The sequence below is a fragment of the Serratia sp. M24T3 genome, from assembly GCF_000257645.1.
Lineage (GTDB): Bacteria > Pseudomonadota > Gammaproteobacteria > Enterobacterales > Enterobacteriaceae > Rouxiella.
The window spans coordinates 1-17,676 of record NZ_AJHJ01000001.1 but is presented as its reverse complement, the minus strand read 5'-3'; the positions used below and the strand labels follow the sequence as shown (position 1 = coordinate 17,676).

The following is a 17,676-nucleotide window of genomic DNA, read 5'->3' as shown; positions in this document are numbered from 1 at the left end:
ATGAAAATAGTAATCGCACCGGATTCATTTAAAGAAAGCTTGTCTGCCCTGGACGTGGCAAAAGCCATTGAAAGTGGATTTCGCGAAATTTTTCCTCACGCCGAGTATGTGAAACTTCCTGTTGCCGACGGCGGTGAGGGCACCGTTGAGGCGATGGTGGCGGCTACCGGCGGGCGGGTGGTGGAAGTCAGGGTAACAGGACCGCTTGGAGAGCCAATCGACGCCTTCTTCGGGCTTTCGGGTGATGAAAAGATTGCCTTTATTGAAATGGCAGCGGCCAGCGGGCTGGAAAGTGTGCCCCAGTCGCTACGCAATCCATTAAAAACAACCTCTTACGGGACCGGTGAACTGATTAAAAATGCTCTTGATCATGGCGTAGAGCACTGCATCATTGGCATTGGCGGCAGCGCAACCAACGACGGTGGTGCAGGAATGGTGCAGGCACTGGGAGTCAAACTGTTGACCAAAGAGGGTAAACAGATTGGCTTCGGCGGCGGCGAATTGATCAAGCTAGAAAAAATTGACATCAGCGGGCTGGATAAACGCATTAAAAAATGCCGTTTTGAAGTGGCCTGTGACGTAACCAATCCGTTAACCGGCCATCGAGGAGCGACAGCGATTTTTGGCCCGCAAAAAGGCGCGACGCCTGAAATGATCGAGCAGCTTGATGGTTATTTAAGCCATTATGCCGAGGTGATCAAAAAGGATCTTGGCATCGACGTTGACGACGTTCCTGGAGCTGGAGCAGCAGGCGGAATGGGTGCCGCGCTTTACGGTTTTTGCAACGCCGAGCTGCGTCAGGGGATCGAGATTGTTACCGAGGCGCTGGGTCTGGATGAACTGGTTAAAGATGCCACGCTGGTGATTACGGGTGAGGGGCGTATTGATAGCCAGAGCATCAACGGCAAGGTACCGATCGGCGTAGCGCGGGTGGCTAAGCGCTATAACAAGCCGGTTATTGCGATAGGTGGCAGCCTGACTAAAGACGTTGACGTGGTTTTCGACCACGGCCTGGATGCGGTGTTTAGTGTCTTGTATAGCATCTGTACACTGGACGAAGCGCTGGATAATGCAGCTGAGAATTTGCGTAAATCGGCGCGCAATATTGCGGCGACAATCCGTTTGGCACAAAAATTGTAATCTGCTGTCTGCCAAGGTTTTATAACCTCTGAACCGGTGTCTTGACAGGGAGATATCGGTTTTTTAGTTCATCCCTTAATCTCCTCCTGAAAGCGGTTTATTCCTGCACACTTTTGCGTTAGTTTTGAGGTCAATTTGTTAAAGAGAACTCATCATGTCAGAGACTTTTTTCGCCAGCCAACCTGCTAATTCACACACCAAGGGGCTGGGCCTGCTCACCGCCGATGCGAGCATGGGCGATATCGCCAGGCAGGGCTGGAATATTTTGCAGGAGCAGGTCAGCCTGCCGGTTGCCGTGCTCTCTAAAGAGAAAGTCGAGCATAATCTGGCATGGATGCAAGAGTTTATCGATCGCTACAAAGTAAAACTTGCCCCACACGGTAAAACCACCATGAGCCCGGAGCTGTTTCAGATGCAGCTTGATGCTGGCGCCTGGGGGATAACGCTGGCAACCGCGCCGCAGGTAGATGCCGCCTTTGCTCACGGTGTGCGCAAATTTCTGATGGCTAACCAGCTGGTGGGTAAAGGGAATATGGCGATTATTGCTAACCTGATGCGCCAGGCTGCGGATTTCGAATTTGTTTGTATTGTAGATTCAGCTGCTAACGTTGATGCCTTGGGCGAGTATTTTGCCGAAGCGGGTTTGACGCTGCGCCTGCTGCTGGAATATGGCGTGACAGGTGGCAGAACGGGTATTCGTGACGGGCTGCAGGAAATTGAATTGCTGGAGGCCGTAAGCCGCTGGCCACAGTCGCTGTCACTGGTCGGTGTCGAGATTTATGAAGGTGTTTTAAACGAAGAAGACCCCATCCGTGAATTCTTGCAGCATGTATTAGGCAGAACTCAGGCGCTGGCTGAAGCCGGGCACTTTAAGGAAACCGACGTGATTCTATCGGGCGCAGGATCGGCCTGGTATGACGTGGTTGCAGAAGAGTTCAGTCGAGGGGGGCAGCATCTTGATGCTGGCGAACGCCATCGGCTTGATGTGGTGCTGCGTCCGGGCTGCTACCTGACTCATGATGTTGGGGCCTATCACCGTGCTGCCGATCGTATCAAACAGAGTAACCCGGTTGCTCGCGAAATGAACTTTAGCCTGTTACCAGCCTTGCAGGTGTGGGCCTACGTGCAGTCATTGCCGGAGCCAGGGCGCGCCATTGTCGGGCTAGGTAAACGCGACACCTCCTCAGATGCCGGATTTCCGGTCGCCAGCAGTCACTATCGTCCACAGAGTGGCAAAAATCAGGCTTATGCCGCAGTGGTACCTGCGCCCGAAGACTGGACAATCTTTGCCATGATGGATCAGCACGCGTTTATGTCGATACCACAGAATGCGGATATCAAGGTTGGCGACATGCTGGCTTTTGACATCTCACATCCTTGCCTGACTTTTGACAAATGGCGTCAGCTGCTGTTGATCAACGAGCAGTATGATGTGACGGCCGCCGTCACCACCTGGTTCTAAATGCCCGTCATCTTTCGAGCTGCAGATGCGTTAGCTTCCCTCACTCACCCCAGTCACTTACCTGAGTAAGCTTCTGGGGATTCGTTCGGTTGCTGCCTTCCTGCAACTCGAAATCTATAGGGCATTAGCCTGATATTTATCTTTCGAGCTGCAGATGCGTTGGCTTCCCTTACTCACCCCAGTCACTTACCTGAGTAAGCTTCTGGGGATTTGTTCGGTTGCTGCCTTCCTGCAGCGTGGAAGCTGTTAGGTATTATTTCTTTTATCCAGATGTGCTTTCGCTTCCCGGGTGACGTTACCGATTTCATCTAACAGCTCAAGCCATTCGGGTTCCAGTTCTTCGTTTGATGCATTTTTGCGCAGCTGTTGTTCGATATAGAAACACAGTTGCTTTAAACGAGGGACACCGCTGTAGCTGCAACTGCCGTGGAGTTTGTGGATCAACGCTACGATAGAATCATCTTTCTCGCCTTGAATAATCGCGTTAACGCGGCCGCTCACCTCGGGCAGGAAATCAATCAACATTTGCAGCAAATCGTTGGCCAATCCCTCTTTATTAGCTGACTGACGAAGGGCCAATGCCCAATCCAGGGTTTTAGGCGAGACATTCTCGAGAGAATTTTCCCGCACTGGATCAGCGGAATGCGGTGGAGGAATTTGCGAGGAGTGATAGCGTGCCAGCACCACTTTCAGCATCCCTTCGTCGATCGGTTTCGATAGATAGTCTTCCATTCCGGCTTTAATAAACTGCTCTCTCTCGCCGCTGAGCGAATGCGCGGTCACGGCGACAATCGGGGTAGTAATGTGATGTGGCAGCAGATGAATCAGCTCGCTAGTGCGGATACCGTCGATATTTGGCATCTGAATATCCATCAAAATTACGTCCATATTAACGTTCTTTGCCAGCTCGATAGCTTCTTCACCGCTGTTGCACAGTAGCGTCGTTTCCACCAGCTCTTCAAGCAGCGCGCCAATCAGCTTCAAGTTAGCCGGGTTGTCATCCACCGCCATCACTGTCATTGGCAGTCGCTGATCGTGCGAGTTGTCTTCCTCGATGAAGTTTTTCGGGTCTTCAAGCAGATACGGCAAGAGGCGAACGCTAGAAAGCGGCTTGTTAAGGCAGGCATAAACCCCTTTGTCTTTAAGCTGTTCGGCGGAAATCTGGAATTGGCTGGGCAATGCCAGAATTAATCGGTCGCACTGGCTGAGCAACTGCTGCAATCGTTCTTCATAGTCGTTAAGGTGATGATTCAGTAGGATTGGCATGCCATAAACAATGAAATCATAGTGTTCGTCAGGCAGCAGGGCTTGACTGGTGCGATGGATAACCTCTATCGGCATACTGGAAAGCATTTCTTTAACTGCTTTGGTCGCCGTCGGATTGGCTTCGATATAAGCCAGCTTTTTGTCTCGCAGGCACGCCATTGATCTCGGCCGCTGATGGTGGCTTTCATTAAGTTCCAGCGTAACGTGAAACCAGAAAGTCGAACCGCGGTTTAGCTGGCTGTAGAAGCTGATGTCTCCGCCCATTTCCTTGACCAGCCGCTGGGTGATTACCAGCCCAAGGCCGGTGCCTCCGTGACGTCGGGTGATGCTGGCATCCGCCTGGCGAAAAGCCTGGAACAATTGCGCCTGCTGGCGTTCGGAAATACCAATGCCGGTATCGTGAAACTGCATCTCCAGCTCGACTTGCGCGTTTTTTTGCGAGCGTAATTCCACATTGATATCAATGTTGCCGTTTTCAGTGAATTTAATGGCATTACCCAGTAAATTGGTCACAACTTGCTGCAAACGCATTGGGTCGCCCAGCACAAACTCCGGCACGTTGCTGTGCACATTAATGGTCAGCTCCAGCCCCTTGTCGTGCGCGCTATGGGCCAACAAGATGACGACCTCATCGAGCATTTCACGCAGTGAGAAAGGAATATGCTCGAGCACCAGTTTGCCCGCCTCCAGCTTGGAGAAATCAAGCACGTCATTAATGATGGTCAGCAGGTTGTTGGCCGAGCGTTCGATAGTTTGCAGGTAATCGGTTTGAGTAGGAGAAAGCTGGGTTTTCAAGGTTTGGCGGGTAAAACCGATCACGCCGTTTAGCGGGGTTCTCAGCTCGTGAGACATATTGGCCAGAAACTCTGATTTGATGCGCGCTGCTTCCTGGGCGCGCTTCTTGGCCAAGTCTAGCTCGACGTTCTGGATTTCCATCTGCTCCAGCGTTTCTCGCAGATCAGAGGTGGCCTGATCAATATTTTGCTGCACTTCCTCGTGGTAGGCAGTCAATGACATCGCCATCGAATTTATGCCGTTTTTAAGCATGCTTAGCTCACCGAGCATATTACCTTCTACTCGGCTATCGAGCTGACCACGGCGGATGCGGTCAACGGTGTTGACCATATTGCGGATCGGGCCAGTCACGTCACGCACCAGGCGGTAAGCAAACAGCGTGGCAATGCCCAGACACAACAGTAGAAGCAGCGTAGAAACAAAGGCTTCCTGATACTGCTGTAGCCGAACCGAGGAGAGATCCAGCTCGATGGAGATATACCCCAGATTGTGTCCCGGAGATTCGCGGAAGGTGTTCTCGTCGGCTGAGGTATGATTCTCGGCCATAATCGGCGTGCGCAGGATCAGTGAGTCTCCCGAACGTAGCTGGGTCAGCTGCTGCGGCATTGGCTCGCCTGCTTTAACCTGCATCAGCGCAGTGTCACGCAAAGGATTTGAAGAGGCGAAAAGCAGATTATTGCCATCGTAAACACTAATGGCCCGCACGATGTCGGAATGGGTACGATGCAGGCGATCAATGAGTCGGGTAATGGGCGCTCGTTCACGGAATGTCATCCCGTACTCACTGGCAACCGCCAACGGTTCTATAATACTGGCACCAGAGTCGATCAACTGATTTTGCAGCTCGTTATAACGATGCACCACAAAAAAAGTGCTGAGCAGCAAACCGATCATCAAGGTCGGCGCAAGTATTAAAATCATCATCCTTGCCCGAAGGCTATATTTGGTCATGAGGTTCCAATGTGGGAGAATTGGTAGCTGACATCGATTAACGGTAAATAAAGTTGTCGCTGAGAGGCAACGTTAAGTACGAAATGTATAGACTATATCAATCAGTGTGCCAACGACATTGGCCTGATTCAACTCTCCTGACAGGCGGGTGATGACTCTAAAAATGTTAACTAAGACCATAGTGTGCAGAAACCTGGCGTGAAGTTTGCTTAGGGTCTACTTTAAGTTTGCATCGTATGTCTGGGTCGAGCGACGGCGAAGCAAATTGTCAGGATAGAAGAAGTTGCCACGCTGGTGGTGAATGGGCAAGATAAGGCCAAGCGTTAATTGGTGTGCCTGAGCCGGTGAGTTTTCCCGTATGGCAGGCACCTCGAATCGATGGCTTTGTTTATCAACCAGTCTGGTGCTTAAAATAGATACCCGCGTAATAGTAGTAAAAGCTTAAGTACGATGGGTATACCAGAAACGTAGGGAGTGGTTATGGTTGCGGTACGAAGTGCACATTTGAATACGGCTGGCGAATTTGCGCTTGACGAGTGGATCACGACTTTAGGCATCTCCAGCCAGGAATCATGTGAGCGTTTAGCCGTAACCTGGCGCTACTGCGAGCAACAAACTCAAGGGCATCCCGATGCCTCGCTGCTGCTTTGGCGCGGCCTGGAAATGGTCGAGATTCTTTCCACGCTGAGTATGGACAACGACAGCATGCGCGCGGCGCTGCTTTTCCCGCTGGTTGATGAGAATGTTATCGACGAAGACACGCTCACCAAAGACTTCGGGAAAGAAATCACCTATCTGGTGCATGGTGTGCGCGATATGGACGCCATACGCCAGCTTAAAGCTACGCAAAACGACTCCATGGGCTCGGAGCAGGTCGACAATGTTCGCCGCATGTTGTTGGCGATGGTCGAAGACTTCCGCTGCGTGGTCTTAAAACTTGCCGAGCGTATTGCTCACCTGCGTGAAGTCAAAGACGCGCCGGAAGAAGAGCGCGTTCTGGCGGCTAAAGAATGTACCAATATTTATGCGCCACTGGCAAACCGCCTCGGCATCGGCCAGTTGAAATGGGAGCTGGAGGATTTCTGCTTCCGTTATCTGCACCCCGATGAGTACAAGCGCATTGCCAAACTGCTGCATGAGCGCCGCATTGACCGCGCGCAGTACATTGACGACTTCGTGTCTACCGTGCGTAACGCCATGGCGGAAGAGGGCATTAAAGTTGATGTGTACGGGCGACCAAAACATATCTACAGCATCTGGCGCAAGATGCAGAAAAAATCCCTGTCCTTCGACGAGCTGTTTGACGTGCGCGCCGTGCGTGTCGTGGTCGAACGCCTGCAGGATTGCTATGCCGCATTGGGTATCGTACATACTCATTTCCGTCATCTGCCTGACGAATTCGATGACTACGTTGCCAACCCGAAACCCAACGGTTATCAGTCGATCCATACTGTGGTGCTTGGCCCGCGCGGTAAAACGCTTGAGGTACAGATTCGCACCCGCCAGATGCACGAAGATGCCGAGCTTGGCGTAGCGGCGCATTGGAAATATAAAGAAGGCACGGCCGTGGTCGGTGGTCGCAGTGGCGGCTACGAAGGGCGTATTGCCTGGCTGCGCAAACTTATTGCCTGGCAGGAAGAAATGGCCGATTCGGGCGAGATGCTCGACGAGGTTCGCAGTCAGGTCTTCGACGACCGAGTCTATGTGTTTACCCCGAAAGGTGACGTGGTCGATTTGCCAACCGGCTCAACGCCGCTGGACTTCGCCTACCACATTCACAGCGACGTGGGACATCGTTGCATCGGCGCCAAAATTGGTGGCCGCATCGTGCCGTTTACCTATCAGCTGCAAATGGGCGACCAGATTGAGGTCATCACTCAAAAGCATCCGAACCCTAGCCGTGACTGGCTGAACCCAAGTCTGGGATATATCACCACCAGCCGCGGGCGTTCGAAGATCCAGAACTGGTTCCGCAAGCAGGATCGTGACAAAAACATCATCGCCGGGAAGCAAATTCTCGACGACGAGCTGGAACGTCTGGATATTTCGTACAAAGATGCAGAAAAACTGCTGTTGCCGCGCTACAACTTCAACTCGCTTGACGAGCTGCTGGCAGCAATAGGCAACGGCGATATCCGCCTTAATCAGATGGCGAATTATCTGCAATCGCAGCTGAAAAAACCGAGTCTCGAAGAGCTCGACGAAGAGGCTCTGCGCCAGCTGACGCAGAAAACCACTCGTGCTCCGGTGCGCAGTGGTTCTAAAGAAAACGGCCGCGTGGTGGTCGAGGGCGTGGGCAATCTGATGCACCACATCGCTCGCTGTTGCCAGCCGATACCCGGTGACGAGATCATTGGTTTTATCACCCAGGGGCGAGGAATTTCGATTCACCGCGCCGATTGTGACCAATTGGAAGATCTCAAGTCGCACGCGCCTGAGCGTATCGTCGATGCAGTGTGGGGCGAAAGTTATTCAAGCGGATACTCGCTGGTGCTGCGCGTAGTGGCAAACGACAGGAGTGGGCTACTACGAGATATCACCACCATTCTGGCTAACGAAAAAGTTAATGTACTGGGCGTTGCGAGCCGCAGCGACACCAAAAATATGCTGGCAACCATCGATATGGACATCGAGATTTATAATCCGCAAGTATTGAGCAGGGTTGTTGCCAAGTTGAATCAGCTGCCGGATGTTATCGAGGCCAAGCGCCTGCACGGTAGCTAATCTTTGTCGCCTTTGAAACTGCAGCAGCGTTAACGGAGCTGGCTCATTTGAATCACTGACTCAAGCCAGTGATTCAGGATCCGTTAGCCTTCTGCAACTTCAATGACGTAGATGACTTATTTTTTGATATTTCGGAATACTCAATGACTTCTACGGTTCCCCTGCAACGCCTGCTTTCTATCATGAAAACCCTGCGTGACCCCCTTGCTGGCTGTCCGTGGGACAAAGCGCAGAGCTTCGAGACTATCGCCCCTTACACGCTGGAAGAAACTTACGAGGTGCTGGATGCTATCCAGCGTCAGGATTTCGCCGACCTGCGCGACGAACTTGGCGATCTGCTATTTCAGGTCGTGTTTTACGCCCAGATGGGCAGTGAGCAGGGGCTGTTCAATTTTGACGACATCTGTAACGCGATTTCTGACAAGCTTGAACGCCGTCATCCGCATATTTTCGATGCCGATGAAAATACCGTTGGCAAAGACCAGGCTCAGGTATTGCTGGACTGGGAAAAGGGTAAAACCCGGGAGCGAGCTGACAAGGCGTTATATTCGGCGCTCGACGATATCCCCGCCACTCTTCCAGCCCTGATGAAAGCGCATAAAATCCAGAAGCGCTGTGCCAACGTCGGATTTGACTGGGACACATTGGGCCCGGTGCTCGACAAGGTCTATGAAGAAATCGACGAGGTGATGTTCGAGGCGAAACAGGCGGTCGTTGATCAAGAGAAACTGGGCGAAGAAATCGGCGATCTGTTGTTTGCCACGGTCAATCTTTCTCGCCATTTGGGTCACAAGGCTGAAAGCGCATTACAGGCAGCCAACATCAAATTCGAGCGTCGTTTTCGTCAGGTTGAACAGATCATTCGCGACCGAGGCTTAACCATGGATGATGCCAGTCTTGATCAAATGGAAGACGCCTGGCAACAGGTCAAGCTGCTGGAAAAATCAACAGCAAAATAATTTTAATCTTACCGTGATCGATATCAAAACCTTGCCACTCAACGCTGTTAACATAGCTCGAGCTGATGAATTTTCGGTAAAACATAAAAAATTAATAAATTGAATTATAAAGCCTTTTTTTACGGCGTAACGCTTTTTTTTAGCTGGAAATGTTTAATAAATGGCTGTTTAATAAAGGTTTTATGATGTTAAGGTCTGAAATTTTCATGAGAGGGGGTGCTGGAAGGCTCCGAGGTGAAGAGAGTAAAACGATCGTTTGTGAGGCATCGAAGGTTCGGGTATACTATTTTCCCGTCTTGGTTCTTCCATCGTCTTTAAACCTAACCTCTCAGGTTCAGCATGACAACTAATTATATTTTTGTGACCGGCGGGGTTGTATCCTCTCTGGGTAAAGGCATTGCCGCAGCCTCTCTGGCGGCTATTCTCGAAGCCCGTGGTTTGAACGTTACCATCATGAAACTCGATCCGTATATCAACGTCGATCCGGGTACCATGAGCCCAACCCAGCACGGTGAAGTTTTCGTTACCGAAGACGGTGCTGAAACCGATCTCGATCTGGGTCACTACGAACGTTTCATTCGCACCAAAATGACCCGCCGTAACAACTTTACTACCGGTCGTATTTACTCCGACGTCCTGCGCAAAGAGCGCCGTGGCGATTATCTCGGCGCGACCATTCAGGTTATTCCGCACATCACCAACGCCATCAAAGAACGTATTATTGAAGGCGGCGAAGGTCATGACGTGGTTCTGGTTGAAATCGGCGGTACCGTCGGTGATATCGAATCTCTGCCATTCCTCGAAGCGATCCGCCAGATGGCGGTTGACGTTGGCCGCGAGCACACGCTGTACATGCACCTGACTTTGGTGCCATACATGGCAGCTGCCGGTGAAGTCAAAACCAAGCCTACTCAGCACTCGGTTAAAGAACTGCTGTCTATCGGTATTCAACCAGATGTGTTGATCTGCCGTTCGGACCGCCCGGTTCCTGCCAACGAACGCGCAAAAATTGCGCTGTTCTGTAACGTGCCAGAGAAAGCGGTTATCTCTTTAAAAGACGTTGATTCAATTTATAAAATCCCGGCGCTCTTGAAATCACAGGGTCTGGACGATTATATTTGTAAACGATTCAGCTTGAGCTGCAAAGAAGCCGATCTGGCCGAGTGGGAACAGGTTATCTATGAAGAAGCCAACCCGGGCGGTGAAGTCAACATTGGTATGGTCGGTAAATACACCGAGCTGCCGGATGCTTACAAATCGGTTATCGAAGCGCTGAAACACGCAGGCCTGAAAAATCGTCTGACCGTGAACATCAAGCTGATCGATTCGCAGGACGTTGAAACCCGCGGCGTAGAAATGCTGAAAGATCTGGATGCTATCCTGATCCCTGGCGGTTTCGGCTATCGTGGAGTTGAAGGCAAGTTGATGACCGCGCGTTATGCGCGTGAAAACAACATTCCTTATCTGGGCATCTGCCTGGGTATGCAAGTTGCGCTGATTGAGTTTGCCCGTAACGTCGTCGGTATGGAAAACGCGAACTCAACAGAATTTGTGCCAGACTGTAAATTCCCTGTCGTGGCGCTGATTACTGAATGGCGTGATGAAAACGGTAACGTAGAAGTACGTACCGAAGAGAGTGATTTGGGCGGCACTATGCGTGTAGGTGGTCAGCAATGTCACCTGACCGAAGGCAGCCTGGTCCGTCAGATGTACGGCGAACCAACGATTGTTGAACGTCATCGTCACCGTTATGAAGTAAACAACATGCTGCTCAAGCCAATTGAAGAAGCTGGTTTACGCATTGCGGGTCGCTCTGGCGATAAGCAACTGGTAGAAATGATCGAGCTGCCTGACCATCCATGGTTTGTAGCTTGTCAGTTCCACCCGGAATTTACGTCAACGCCGCGTGATGGTCATCCGTTGTTTGCAGGCTTTGTCAAGGCAGCCGGTGAGTATCAGAAGCGTCAGGTAAAATAAAATATAGGGCCCACGACAGGCCGCGGGAATGCAGTCTGTCGTGGAGTCTGAAGCTTTAGTTAACTTGTACTGAGGAAATCCTAATGTCCAAAATCGTTAAAGTGCTCGGTCGTGAAATCATCGACTCCCGTGGTAACCCGACCGTTGAAGCTGAAGTACATCTGGAAGGCGGTTTCGTAGGTCTGGCTGCTGCACCATCAGGTGCGTCGACGGGTTCTCGCGAAGCTCTGGAATTGCGTGACGGTGATAAATCTCGTTTTCTGGGTAAAGGCGTAACTAAAGCGGTTGACGCGGTTAACGGTCCTATCGCTCAGGCTCTGCAAGGCAAAGACGCCAAAGACCAGGCTAATATCGACAAGATCATGATCGAGCTTGACGGTACCGAAAACAAATCCCAATTCGGCGCTAACGCAATTCTGGCTGTTTCTCTTGCTGCTGCCAAAGCTGCTGCTGCCTCTAAAGGCCTGCCACTGTACGCACACATCGCGGAACTGAATGGCACTCCTGGCAAATATTCTATGCCACTGCCTATGATGAACATCATCAACGGTGGTGAGCACGCCGACAACAACGTCGACATTCAAGAATTCATGATCCAGCCTGTTGGCGCGAAAACGCTGAAAGAAGCCGTGCGTATCGGTTCTGAAGTTTTCCACACTCTGGCTAAAGTTCTGAAATCAAAAGGTATGGGTACTGCAGTAGGTGACGAAGGTGGCTACGCGCCAAACCTGGGTTCCAACGCAGAAGCTCTGGCTGTTATCGCTGAAGCGGTAAAACTTGCGGGCTACGAGCTGGGCAAAGACATCACTCTGGCGATGGACTGTGCGGCTTCAGAATTCTACAAGGACGGTAAATACGTTCTGGCTGGCGAAGGCAACAAAGCCTACACCTCTGAAGAGTTCACTCACTTCCTGGAAGACCTGACCAAGCAATATCCAATCGTTTCTATCGAAGACGGTCTGGACGAATCTGACTGGGATGGTTTCGCTTACCAGACTAAAGTTCTGGGCGACAAAATTCAGCTGGTGGGCGACGACCTGTTCGTTACCAACACCAAGATCCTGAAAGAAGGTATCGATAAAGGTATCGCTAACTCCATCCTGATTAAATTCAACCAGATCGGTTCTCTGACCGAGACTCTGGCTGCAATCAAGATGGCTAAAGATGCTGGTTACACTGCTATCATTTCTCACCGTTCAGGCGAGACTGAAGATGCAACCATCGCTGACCTGGCTGTAGGTACTGCTGCGGGTCAAATCAAAACCGGTTCTATGAGCCGCTCTGACCGCGTTGCTAAATACAACCAGCTGATTCGTATCGAAGAAGCGTTGGGTGATTTAGCTCCGTTCAACGGTCTTAAAGAAGTTAAAGGTCAGTAATATCTGACCCTTGCTTCATAAACCCGCTTCGGCGGGTTTTTCATTTTTAAGCAGCAGGAAAATAATAAACCGCAGCCTAACCACCAGCTTTAACCGTTAGACGTAAATTTTTACGAGGCCTATTATCAAATTTCCTTCTCTGGAGATAATAAAATGCCTTTTAACTCAGTAATGCTATCTTCCCCCCCTAAACTTTTTCCTTTGGTATCTGAGAAACTACAGGCGGATAATCCAAAGCCTTTCTTAAAAGTTGATTACAGTACTAGACAGCCTGCCAGTAATAGAAAATATTATAACGTTGACCAAGATGAGTGGAGAGTAATAGAAAATCATATTAGAGCTATTAAAGGCGAGCCTCAGAGTGAGGTTGCAATCTGTAAATCCTTAAAAGAGGTTGCTGTAAGATATATACCAACGTTATTAGGATTATCCACAGCGTTGTCATTAAACAGAACTTCTTCAATTGATAAAAATAATAGTCCTGATTTCTCCTCTTCCCTATTACCTTCAAATTCTTATTTCTCGTCTTTGCATATAGATAAGTTAATGAGTGCTGCCTCGAACGTATGGAATACCATTCCTGTTTTATCACAATGGCCGTCAGGGGCTAATGCAAACCCGTTAACACCCCCTGACTTCCTCGAACATCAACCTACCGATGGCACTACGCTGCTTAAAGCTCAACTGGAAAGTTTCCAACTCACCTCGGCGTTTTCAGAAAACGTTCCGCTGATTGATTATCTCGAAAATAAATATGTGCTGTTCAGTAGAGAAGCACCGGAACACTCTTCGTCGGGTCGTTACCGCCGAGAGCTTGATGATGGTCGTCCAAGAATCCCGATGCGAACGATGGTTGTTATTGATCCCGCAACTAAAGGCAATAGCAAAGCCGGTTCAGTGATTCGCTGGGGTGAAAATCAAATGGCCGCCAGTAAATTAATTTTCAAGATGGCTTGGGAAAAAGGGGAAGGAGGCCTGATGGCCTATATAAGCTCCGGGTTGGTAGCTATTGCCGGTTCATTGGCACAGACTCTTGGCGCAACGATGGATGGAACACTATTTGATAAGGAACCACACGAAACGCCTGCCGAATGGTTATTAAGACTAACCAGCAACATTATTATGCCGCCTGAAGCTGTAGCGGCGCGTGCATTTAAAATCATGCCTGCTTTATCTACACAATTGCGAACTTTACCGGCTAATTCAGCACGTAGAGGGGTAAGAGTAACTCATGAACCGACAGGTTTGACACAAATTTCCAGCAGGGATAATACAGAATCAGGTTTACATATTAAGGTGCAGGATAAGTATTATCCCATTAATGAAAATGCTGTTGATGGCACTTTCAGTTTAAGCAATGCACACAAGATTTATTTTAATCATCGAACGGGTGAGTGGCGGGAGTTCTGGTCGGGTAATACCCATTTGACGGCTAAATCACTGTCGGCAATTCCTGATGAATTATTAAGCCTTTCGCCCGGAGACAATTCGATACTTGCGTTTAATGGAAGGGTCAGTGCAGAAGGCAAGGTTTGGACTGTGCCCAATACCGGGAAATATTATCTTGAAGTGATGAAGCGTAATCCTTCAAATCCAAACAGTGTGATTACTCAATATGTAGAGGGCCATCTGGAAGAACGTTTTTTCTCGATTAATCAGGATGCTTTGCCAGTAAATAAACAAACATTACTGGAGTGGAAATCTGCAACGGGTAAGTGGGAAGTCGTCACCAATGCGGGGAATACGGTGACGGCTAAAGTAACTTCGGCAGTATTTAATGATCTACCGGCCAGCATTTTGGTTCAGCCGTTATTCAAATTCGAAAGTGCCTCGGCGCTTGCGGGTTTTAAAAATGTATTTCGCAGTCCGAATACCCAAGAGGTTTTTATTTATACAGGCAATACGCGCAGAGGATTGGCGCAATATATTAAGGTCGTACAGGAAGCGGGAGACGGCAATCGATTTAAACTTGAAATCCCAGACGGCGAGATGCGTATCGAGGAAATGCGCTATTATCTTTATCATGAGAATGGTGAATTCACACTTGATGAAGTCGTGAGCTGTCGCCGAATAAAGCGTGCGGATGATAATCCCTGTTTAGCAGGAACTTCACGAGAAGAACCCGATGCCAAGCGTGCTCGAATAGAGTTCAGCCCGCAACAGATTGTCCAGGAAAAATTAGCCGAGATAGAGAGTAATCCTTTAGAGCTGGTACCCATAAATAGAGCAGGCGAACATGATATATTACATGACCTGGCTATTGAGGCGATAAGATCAGATTATCAACAACAGATAATGAATAATGTCCCAGTCGAACAGTTAACCGATGTTTTTAAAGCACAGGCAAGAACGGCAAAAATCATCAGCGAATATTATGCCGAACAGCTATTAAAAGGTTCAGTAGCCGGAGCTAAAGAGTTTAGTTATATTCTTCTTGATAAGTTATTAGATGCGGGATTATCCGGCGAAAATTTAATGGTAGTACATATGACTATTAACGGTGTAATTAAATACACCGCACTCTTGTATTATCCCGAACATAGTATGCGAGAGATAATTGTCACCGCAGCCCCATTTTTATTCCTGCATGAATTTAATGTTTTCGAGCTAGTTGGGGCAATTAAATTTTCCGAAAAGCCAATTTTTGTCCTTAACCCATGGTCGGCAGAAAATACATTATTGCAGTTTGATGTTGGAACAACGCGAGAGGCTGTACAGCAAAAGATGATTAAAATGCTGCAGGAGGCCGGAATAACGAGCATGGATAAGTCAATGCAAAGGACGCAAGGATCTACTGAGCAAAATAATCGCTTGTTTCTGGAAAATATAAAGTTAAGTCTGCCTGAGTCTCTTGCGGATCCAGCAAGCGCTATGGAACTACAAGAAAAAGTATATCTTAATTTTATTGCCGCCGAAAACTATCGTATTCGCGTGCGTGGCGAGTCAGTATTGAATGAGCCGGCTGGTATAAACGGGGAAGAGCCATTAACACTGCGTGATCGGTTCGTCAGTGCCAGGGCTATTATTGATGAATTAAGCAATCTTGGCGATCCTGCTATAAAAGAGTTTGTCATGACGCATTTTGGTGGCAATAATTTTTTGAAGAAGGTAGATATTTTCAGGCGTTATTTAGCACACGCAAAAAGCGATCTGGCGCGTTATTTTTCAGGGGGCGATCGTCTTGGCAAATTGGTCCTTTTAGAGCCAGAAAATGCAATGGTTGAAAGTTCGACCGTCGCTTTTGTAACGGATGGTGTACAATTCCACACCCCGATTTTATCGATAGTCAACGCCGCTTTCTGGAAATCTACAACCCTTAGTGAATATGCAGAGTCAATACAGACGCTGTTGCATGAAATAAGCCATGTTAAAGAAAGCGTTGTACCCACTTCGAAAACGCCTCTGTTAGCTTTTGATTTTATCTACAATGCTGCCGAGCTTTTTAATCCCGAGAGTAATCAGTTTAATTTTAGAATGGACTATTATTCCTCGCGTCAAAATAATCAGAATTTTATAGAATCTAATGAAGCCAATTTAAAACTGATGAATTATGATGAATACTTATTTACAGAGTCAAAATATAGCGAAAATTTTAACCTTATTAAAGATCGAAATCTTTTTGAAAGGAAAGTTTTAGGCGAGTTAGAGCACCGAGTTAAGCTTTTAGATGATTTTCTGAAAGAAAATGAAAATGTGAAAATCACTGTTAATGCTATTCGTTCTAGGGAGTCCCCTGTTCACCGCCTTTTTGGAGAGATTAATACGGTATCTGAGAGACTGGATATCCCGCAAAAAAAATACGATTCTCCATCATTAACCCAAACTTATGAGTCTGATCAGACTAAACGACAACTCGATCCGGCAGCTATCATGTCACTTCGTGAGTGGATTCATGAAATATCCGCCAATAAAGAAATCCGTGCGGCCGTGGTGCTTAATAATGCTGAAAGTATTGCCTATTACCAGTTGCTGTTCGCGGCTAAAAATAAGTTTGTCGCTAAGCATCTTATCAATGAAGGCGTGCTACCTAAGCCCGATCCCAATTTGCCGTGGGAAGCGTCGGACGATGAGGGATCAGAAGTCGAAAGTTCAAATAAATAAGTGCTGAATAATCTCTAACTTAAGATTTGACCAGTCATTTGGCACCGTCCCTGATTTGGCGCGGGGCCAGATGTCTGCGATAATACGCGCTGGCTCCTTAAACTTTGAGATTCAGATGCAGTACCCGATTAACGAAATGTTTGAAACCCTGCAAGGGGAAGGCTTTTTTACCGGCGTGCCGGCTATTTTTATTCGTTTGCAAGGCTGCCCAGTGGGTTGCAGCTGGTGCGATACGAAACACACCTGGGAAAAATTCGCCGATCGTGAAGTCGATATGCAGCGTATCCTGGTAAAAACCGAAGAGACTGACGCGTGGGGCAATGCCACTGCCGAGCAGCTTCATCAGGTGATCCAGAAACAGGGATGGACAGCGAAACACGTGGTGATCACCGGTGGAGAGCCGTGCATTTATGACTTGCAGCCGCTGACAAAGCTGCTGGAAGAGCAGGGTTACAGCTGCCAAATTGAAACCAGCGGCACGCATGAAGTGCGCTGCTCGGAAAAAACGTGGGTAACTGTTTCACCAAAAGTGAACATGCGCGGGGGTTACGACATTCTGCCGCAGGCGTTGCAGCGTGCCGATGAGATCAAGCATCCTGTGGCTCGTCAGCGAGATGTCGATGCATTGGAGCAGCTGCTGGCGACTCTAAATGACCAGAAAGCACGAATTATCGCCCTACAGCCGATTAGCCAGAAAGATGAAGCCACCAAACTGTGTATTGCAACTTGTATTGCAAAAAACTGGCGGTTGTCCATGCAGACGCACAAATACTTAAACATCGCCTAATTTTCTTCTCCCTTGTCACTGTAATGTTGTTGGCTGCGCTCACTCGCCCGAATCACTGACTCATGTCAGCTCATCGGGACTCGTTTGTTTGCCGCCGCGTTACAGCACCAATGGCTTTGAAAATTCATTCTTCGT

General features: G+C 48.9%; 9 protein-coding genes. 8 read left to right on the top strand and 1 reads right to left on the bottom strand.

Annotation, left to right across the window (positions count from 1 at the left end; translation table 11 throughout):
• Both SPM24T3_RS00045 and SPM24T3_RS00040 read left to right on the top strand, forming a co-directional pair.
• Nucleotides 1-1,140, top strand: a complete 1,140-nt coding sequence (locus tag SPM24T3_RS00045) for a glycerate kinase (protein ID WP_009634618.1) — start codon at nt 1-3, stop codon at nt 1,138-1,140.
• Nucleotides 1,141-1,294: 154 nt separating this feature from the next.
• A complete protein-coding gene (locus SPM24T3_RS00040) occupies nt 1,295-2,602 on the top strand; it encodes an amino acid deaminase (RefSeq protein ID WP_009634617.1) in 1,308 nt (435 codons plus the stop codon).
• Between the two features lie 246 nt (nt 2,603-2,848).
• Here SPM24T3_RS00040 and barA read toward each other — a convergent pair whose 3' ends face one another.
• Complete coding sequence (barA, locus tag SPM24T3_RS00035; RefSeq protein WP_009634616.1) at nt 2,849-5,614, bottom strand: two-component sensor histidine kinase BarA; 2,766 nt, start codon at nt 5,612-5,614, stop codon at nt 2,849-2,851.
• A gap of 480 nt (nt 5,615-6,094) precedes the next feature.
• On the opposite strand from barA, the gene relA reads away from it, so the two are divergent.
• The 6 genes from relA to queE all read left to right on the top strand — a co-directional run bounded on the left by relA (nt 6,095) and on the right by queE (nt 17,541).
• Nucleotides 6,095-8,338 carry a GTP diphosphokinase gene (relA, locus tag SPM24T3_RS00030; RefSeq protein ID WP_009634615.1) on the top strand — a complete coding sequence of 748 codons (2,244 nt, stop codon included), beginning with the start codon at nt 6,095-6,097 and terminating at the stop codon, nt 8,336-8,338.
• A 143-nt stretch (nt 8,339-8,481) separates the two neighbouring features.
• Nucleotides 8,482-9,297, top strand: coding sequence for a nucleoside triphosphate pyrophosphohydrolase (mazG, locus tag SPM24T3_RS00025; protein ID WP_009634614.1), 816 nt, complete (start codon nt 8,482-8,484; stop codon nt 9,295-9,297).
• A 339-nt stretch (nt 9,298-9,636) separates the two neighbouring features.
• Nucleotides 9,637-11,274, top strand: coding sequence for a glutamine hydrolyzing CTP synthase (gene pyrG / locus SPM24T3_RS00020; RefSeq protein WP_009634613.1), 1,638 nt, complete (start codon nt 9,637-9,639; stop codon nt 11,272-11,274).
• 83 nt (nt 11,275-11,357) lie between these two features.
• Nucleotides 11,358-12,653 carry a phosphopyruvate hydratase gene (gene eno / locus SPM24T3_RS00015; RefSeq protein ID WP_009634612.1) on the top strand — a complete coding sequence of 432 codons (1,296 nt, stop codon included), beginning with the start codon at nt 11,358-11,360 and terminating at the stop codon, nt 12,651-12,653.
• A gap of 153 nt (nt 12,654-12,806) precedes the next feature.
• Complete coding sequence (locus tag SPM24T3_RS00010) at nt 12,807-16,754, top strand: hypothetical protein (RefSeq protein WP_157135215.1); 3,948 nt, start codon at nt 12,807-12,809, stop codon at nt 16,752-16,754.
• 115 nt (nt 16,755-16,869) lie between these two features.
• Nucleotides 16,870-17,541, top strand: coding sequence for a 7-carboxy-7-deazaguanine synthase QueE (gene queE / locus SPM24T3_RS00005; protein WP_009634610.1), 672 nt, complete (start codon nt 16,870-16,872; stop codon nt 17,539-17,541).
• Nucleotides 17,542-17,676 lie beyond the last annotated feature (135 nt).

Coding starts and splice junctions, on each gene's coding strand:
- SPM24T3_RS00045 (WP_009634618.1), top strand. CDS start 1: ATGAAAATAGTAATCGCACCGGATTCATTTAAAGAAAGCTTGTCTGCC.
- SPM24T3_RS00040 (WP_009634617.1), top strand. CDS start 1,295: ATGTCAGAGACTTTTTTCGCCAGCCAACCTGCTAATTCACACACCAAG.
- barA (WP_009634616.1), bottom strand. CDS start 5,614: ATGACCAAATATAGCCTTCGGGCAAGGATGATGATTTTAATACTTGCG.
- relA (WP_009634615.1), top strand. CDS start 6,095: ATGGTTGCGGTACGAAGTGCACATTTGAATACGGCTGGCGAATTTGCG.
- mazG (WP_009634614.1), top strand. CDS start 8,482: ATGACTTCTACGGTTCCCCTGCAACGCCTGCTTTCTATCATGAAAACC.
- pyrG (WP_009634613.1), top strand. CDS start 9,637: ATGACAACTAATTATATTTTTGTGACCGGCGGGGTTGTATCCTCTCTG.
- eno (WP_009634612.1), top strand. CDS start 11,358: ATGTCCAAAATCGTTAAAGTGCTCGGTCGTGAAATCATCGACTCCCGT.
- SPM24T3_RS00010 (WP_157135215.1), top strand. CDS start 12,807: ATGCCTTTTAACTCAGTAATGCTATCTTCCCCCCCTAAACTTTTTCCT.
- queE (WP_009634610.1), top strand. CDS start 16,870: ATGCAGTACCCGATTAACGAAATGTTTGAAACCCTGCAAGGGGAAGGC.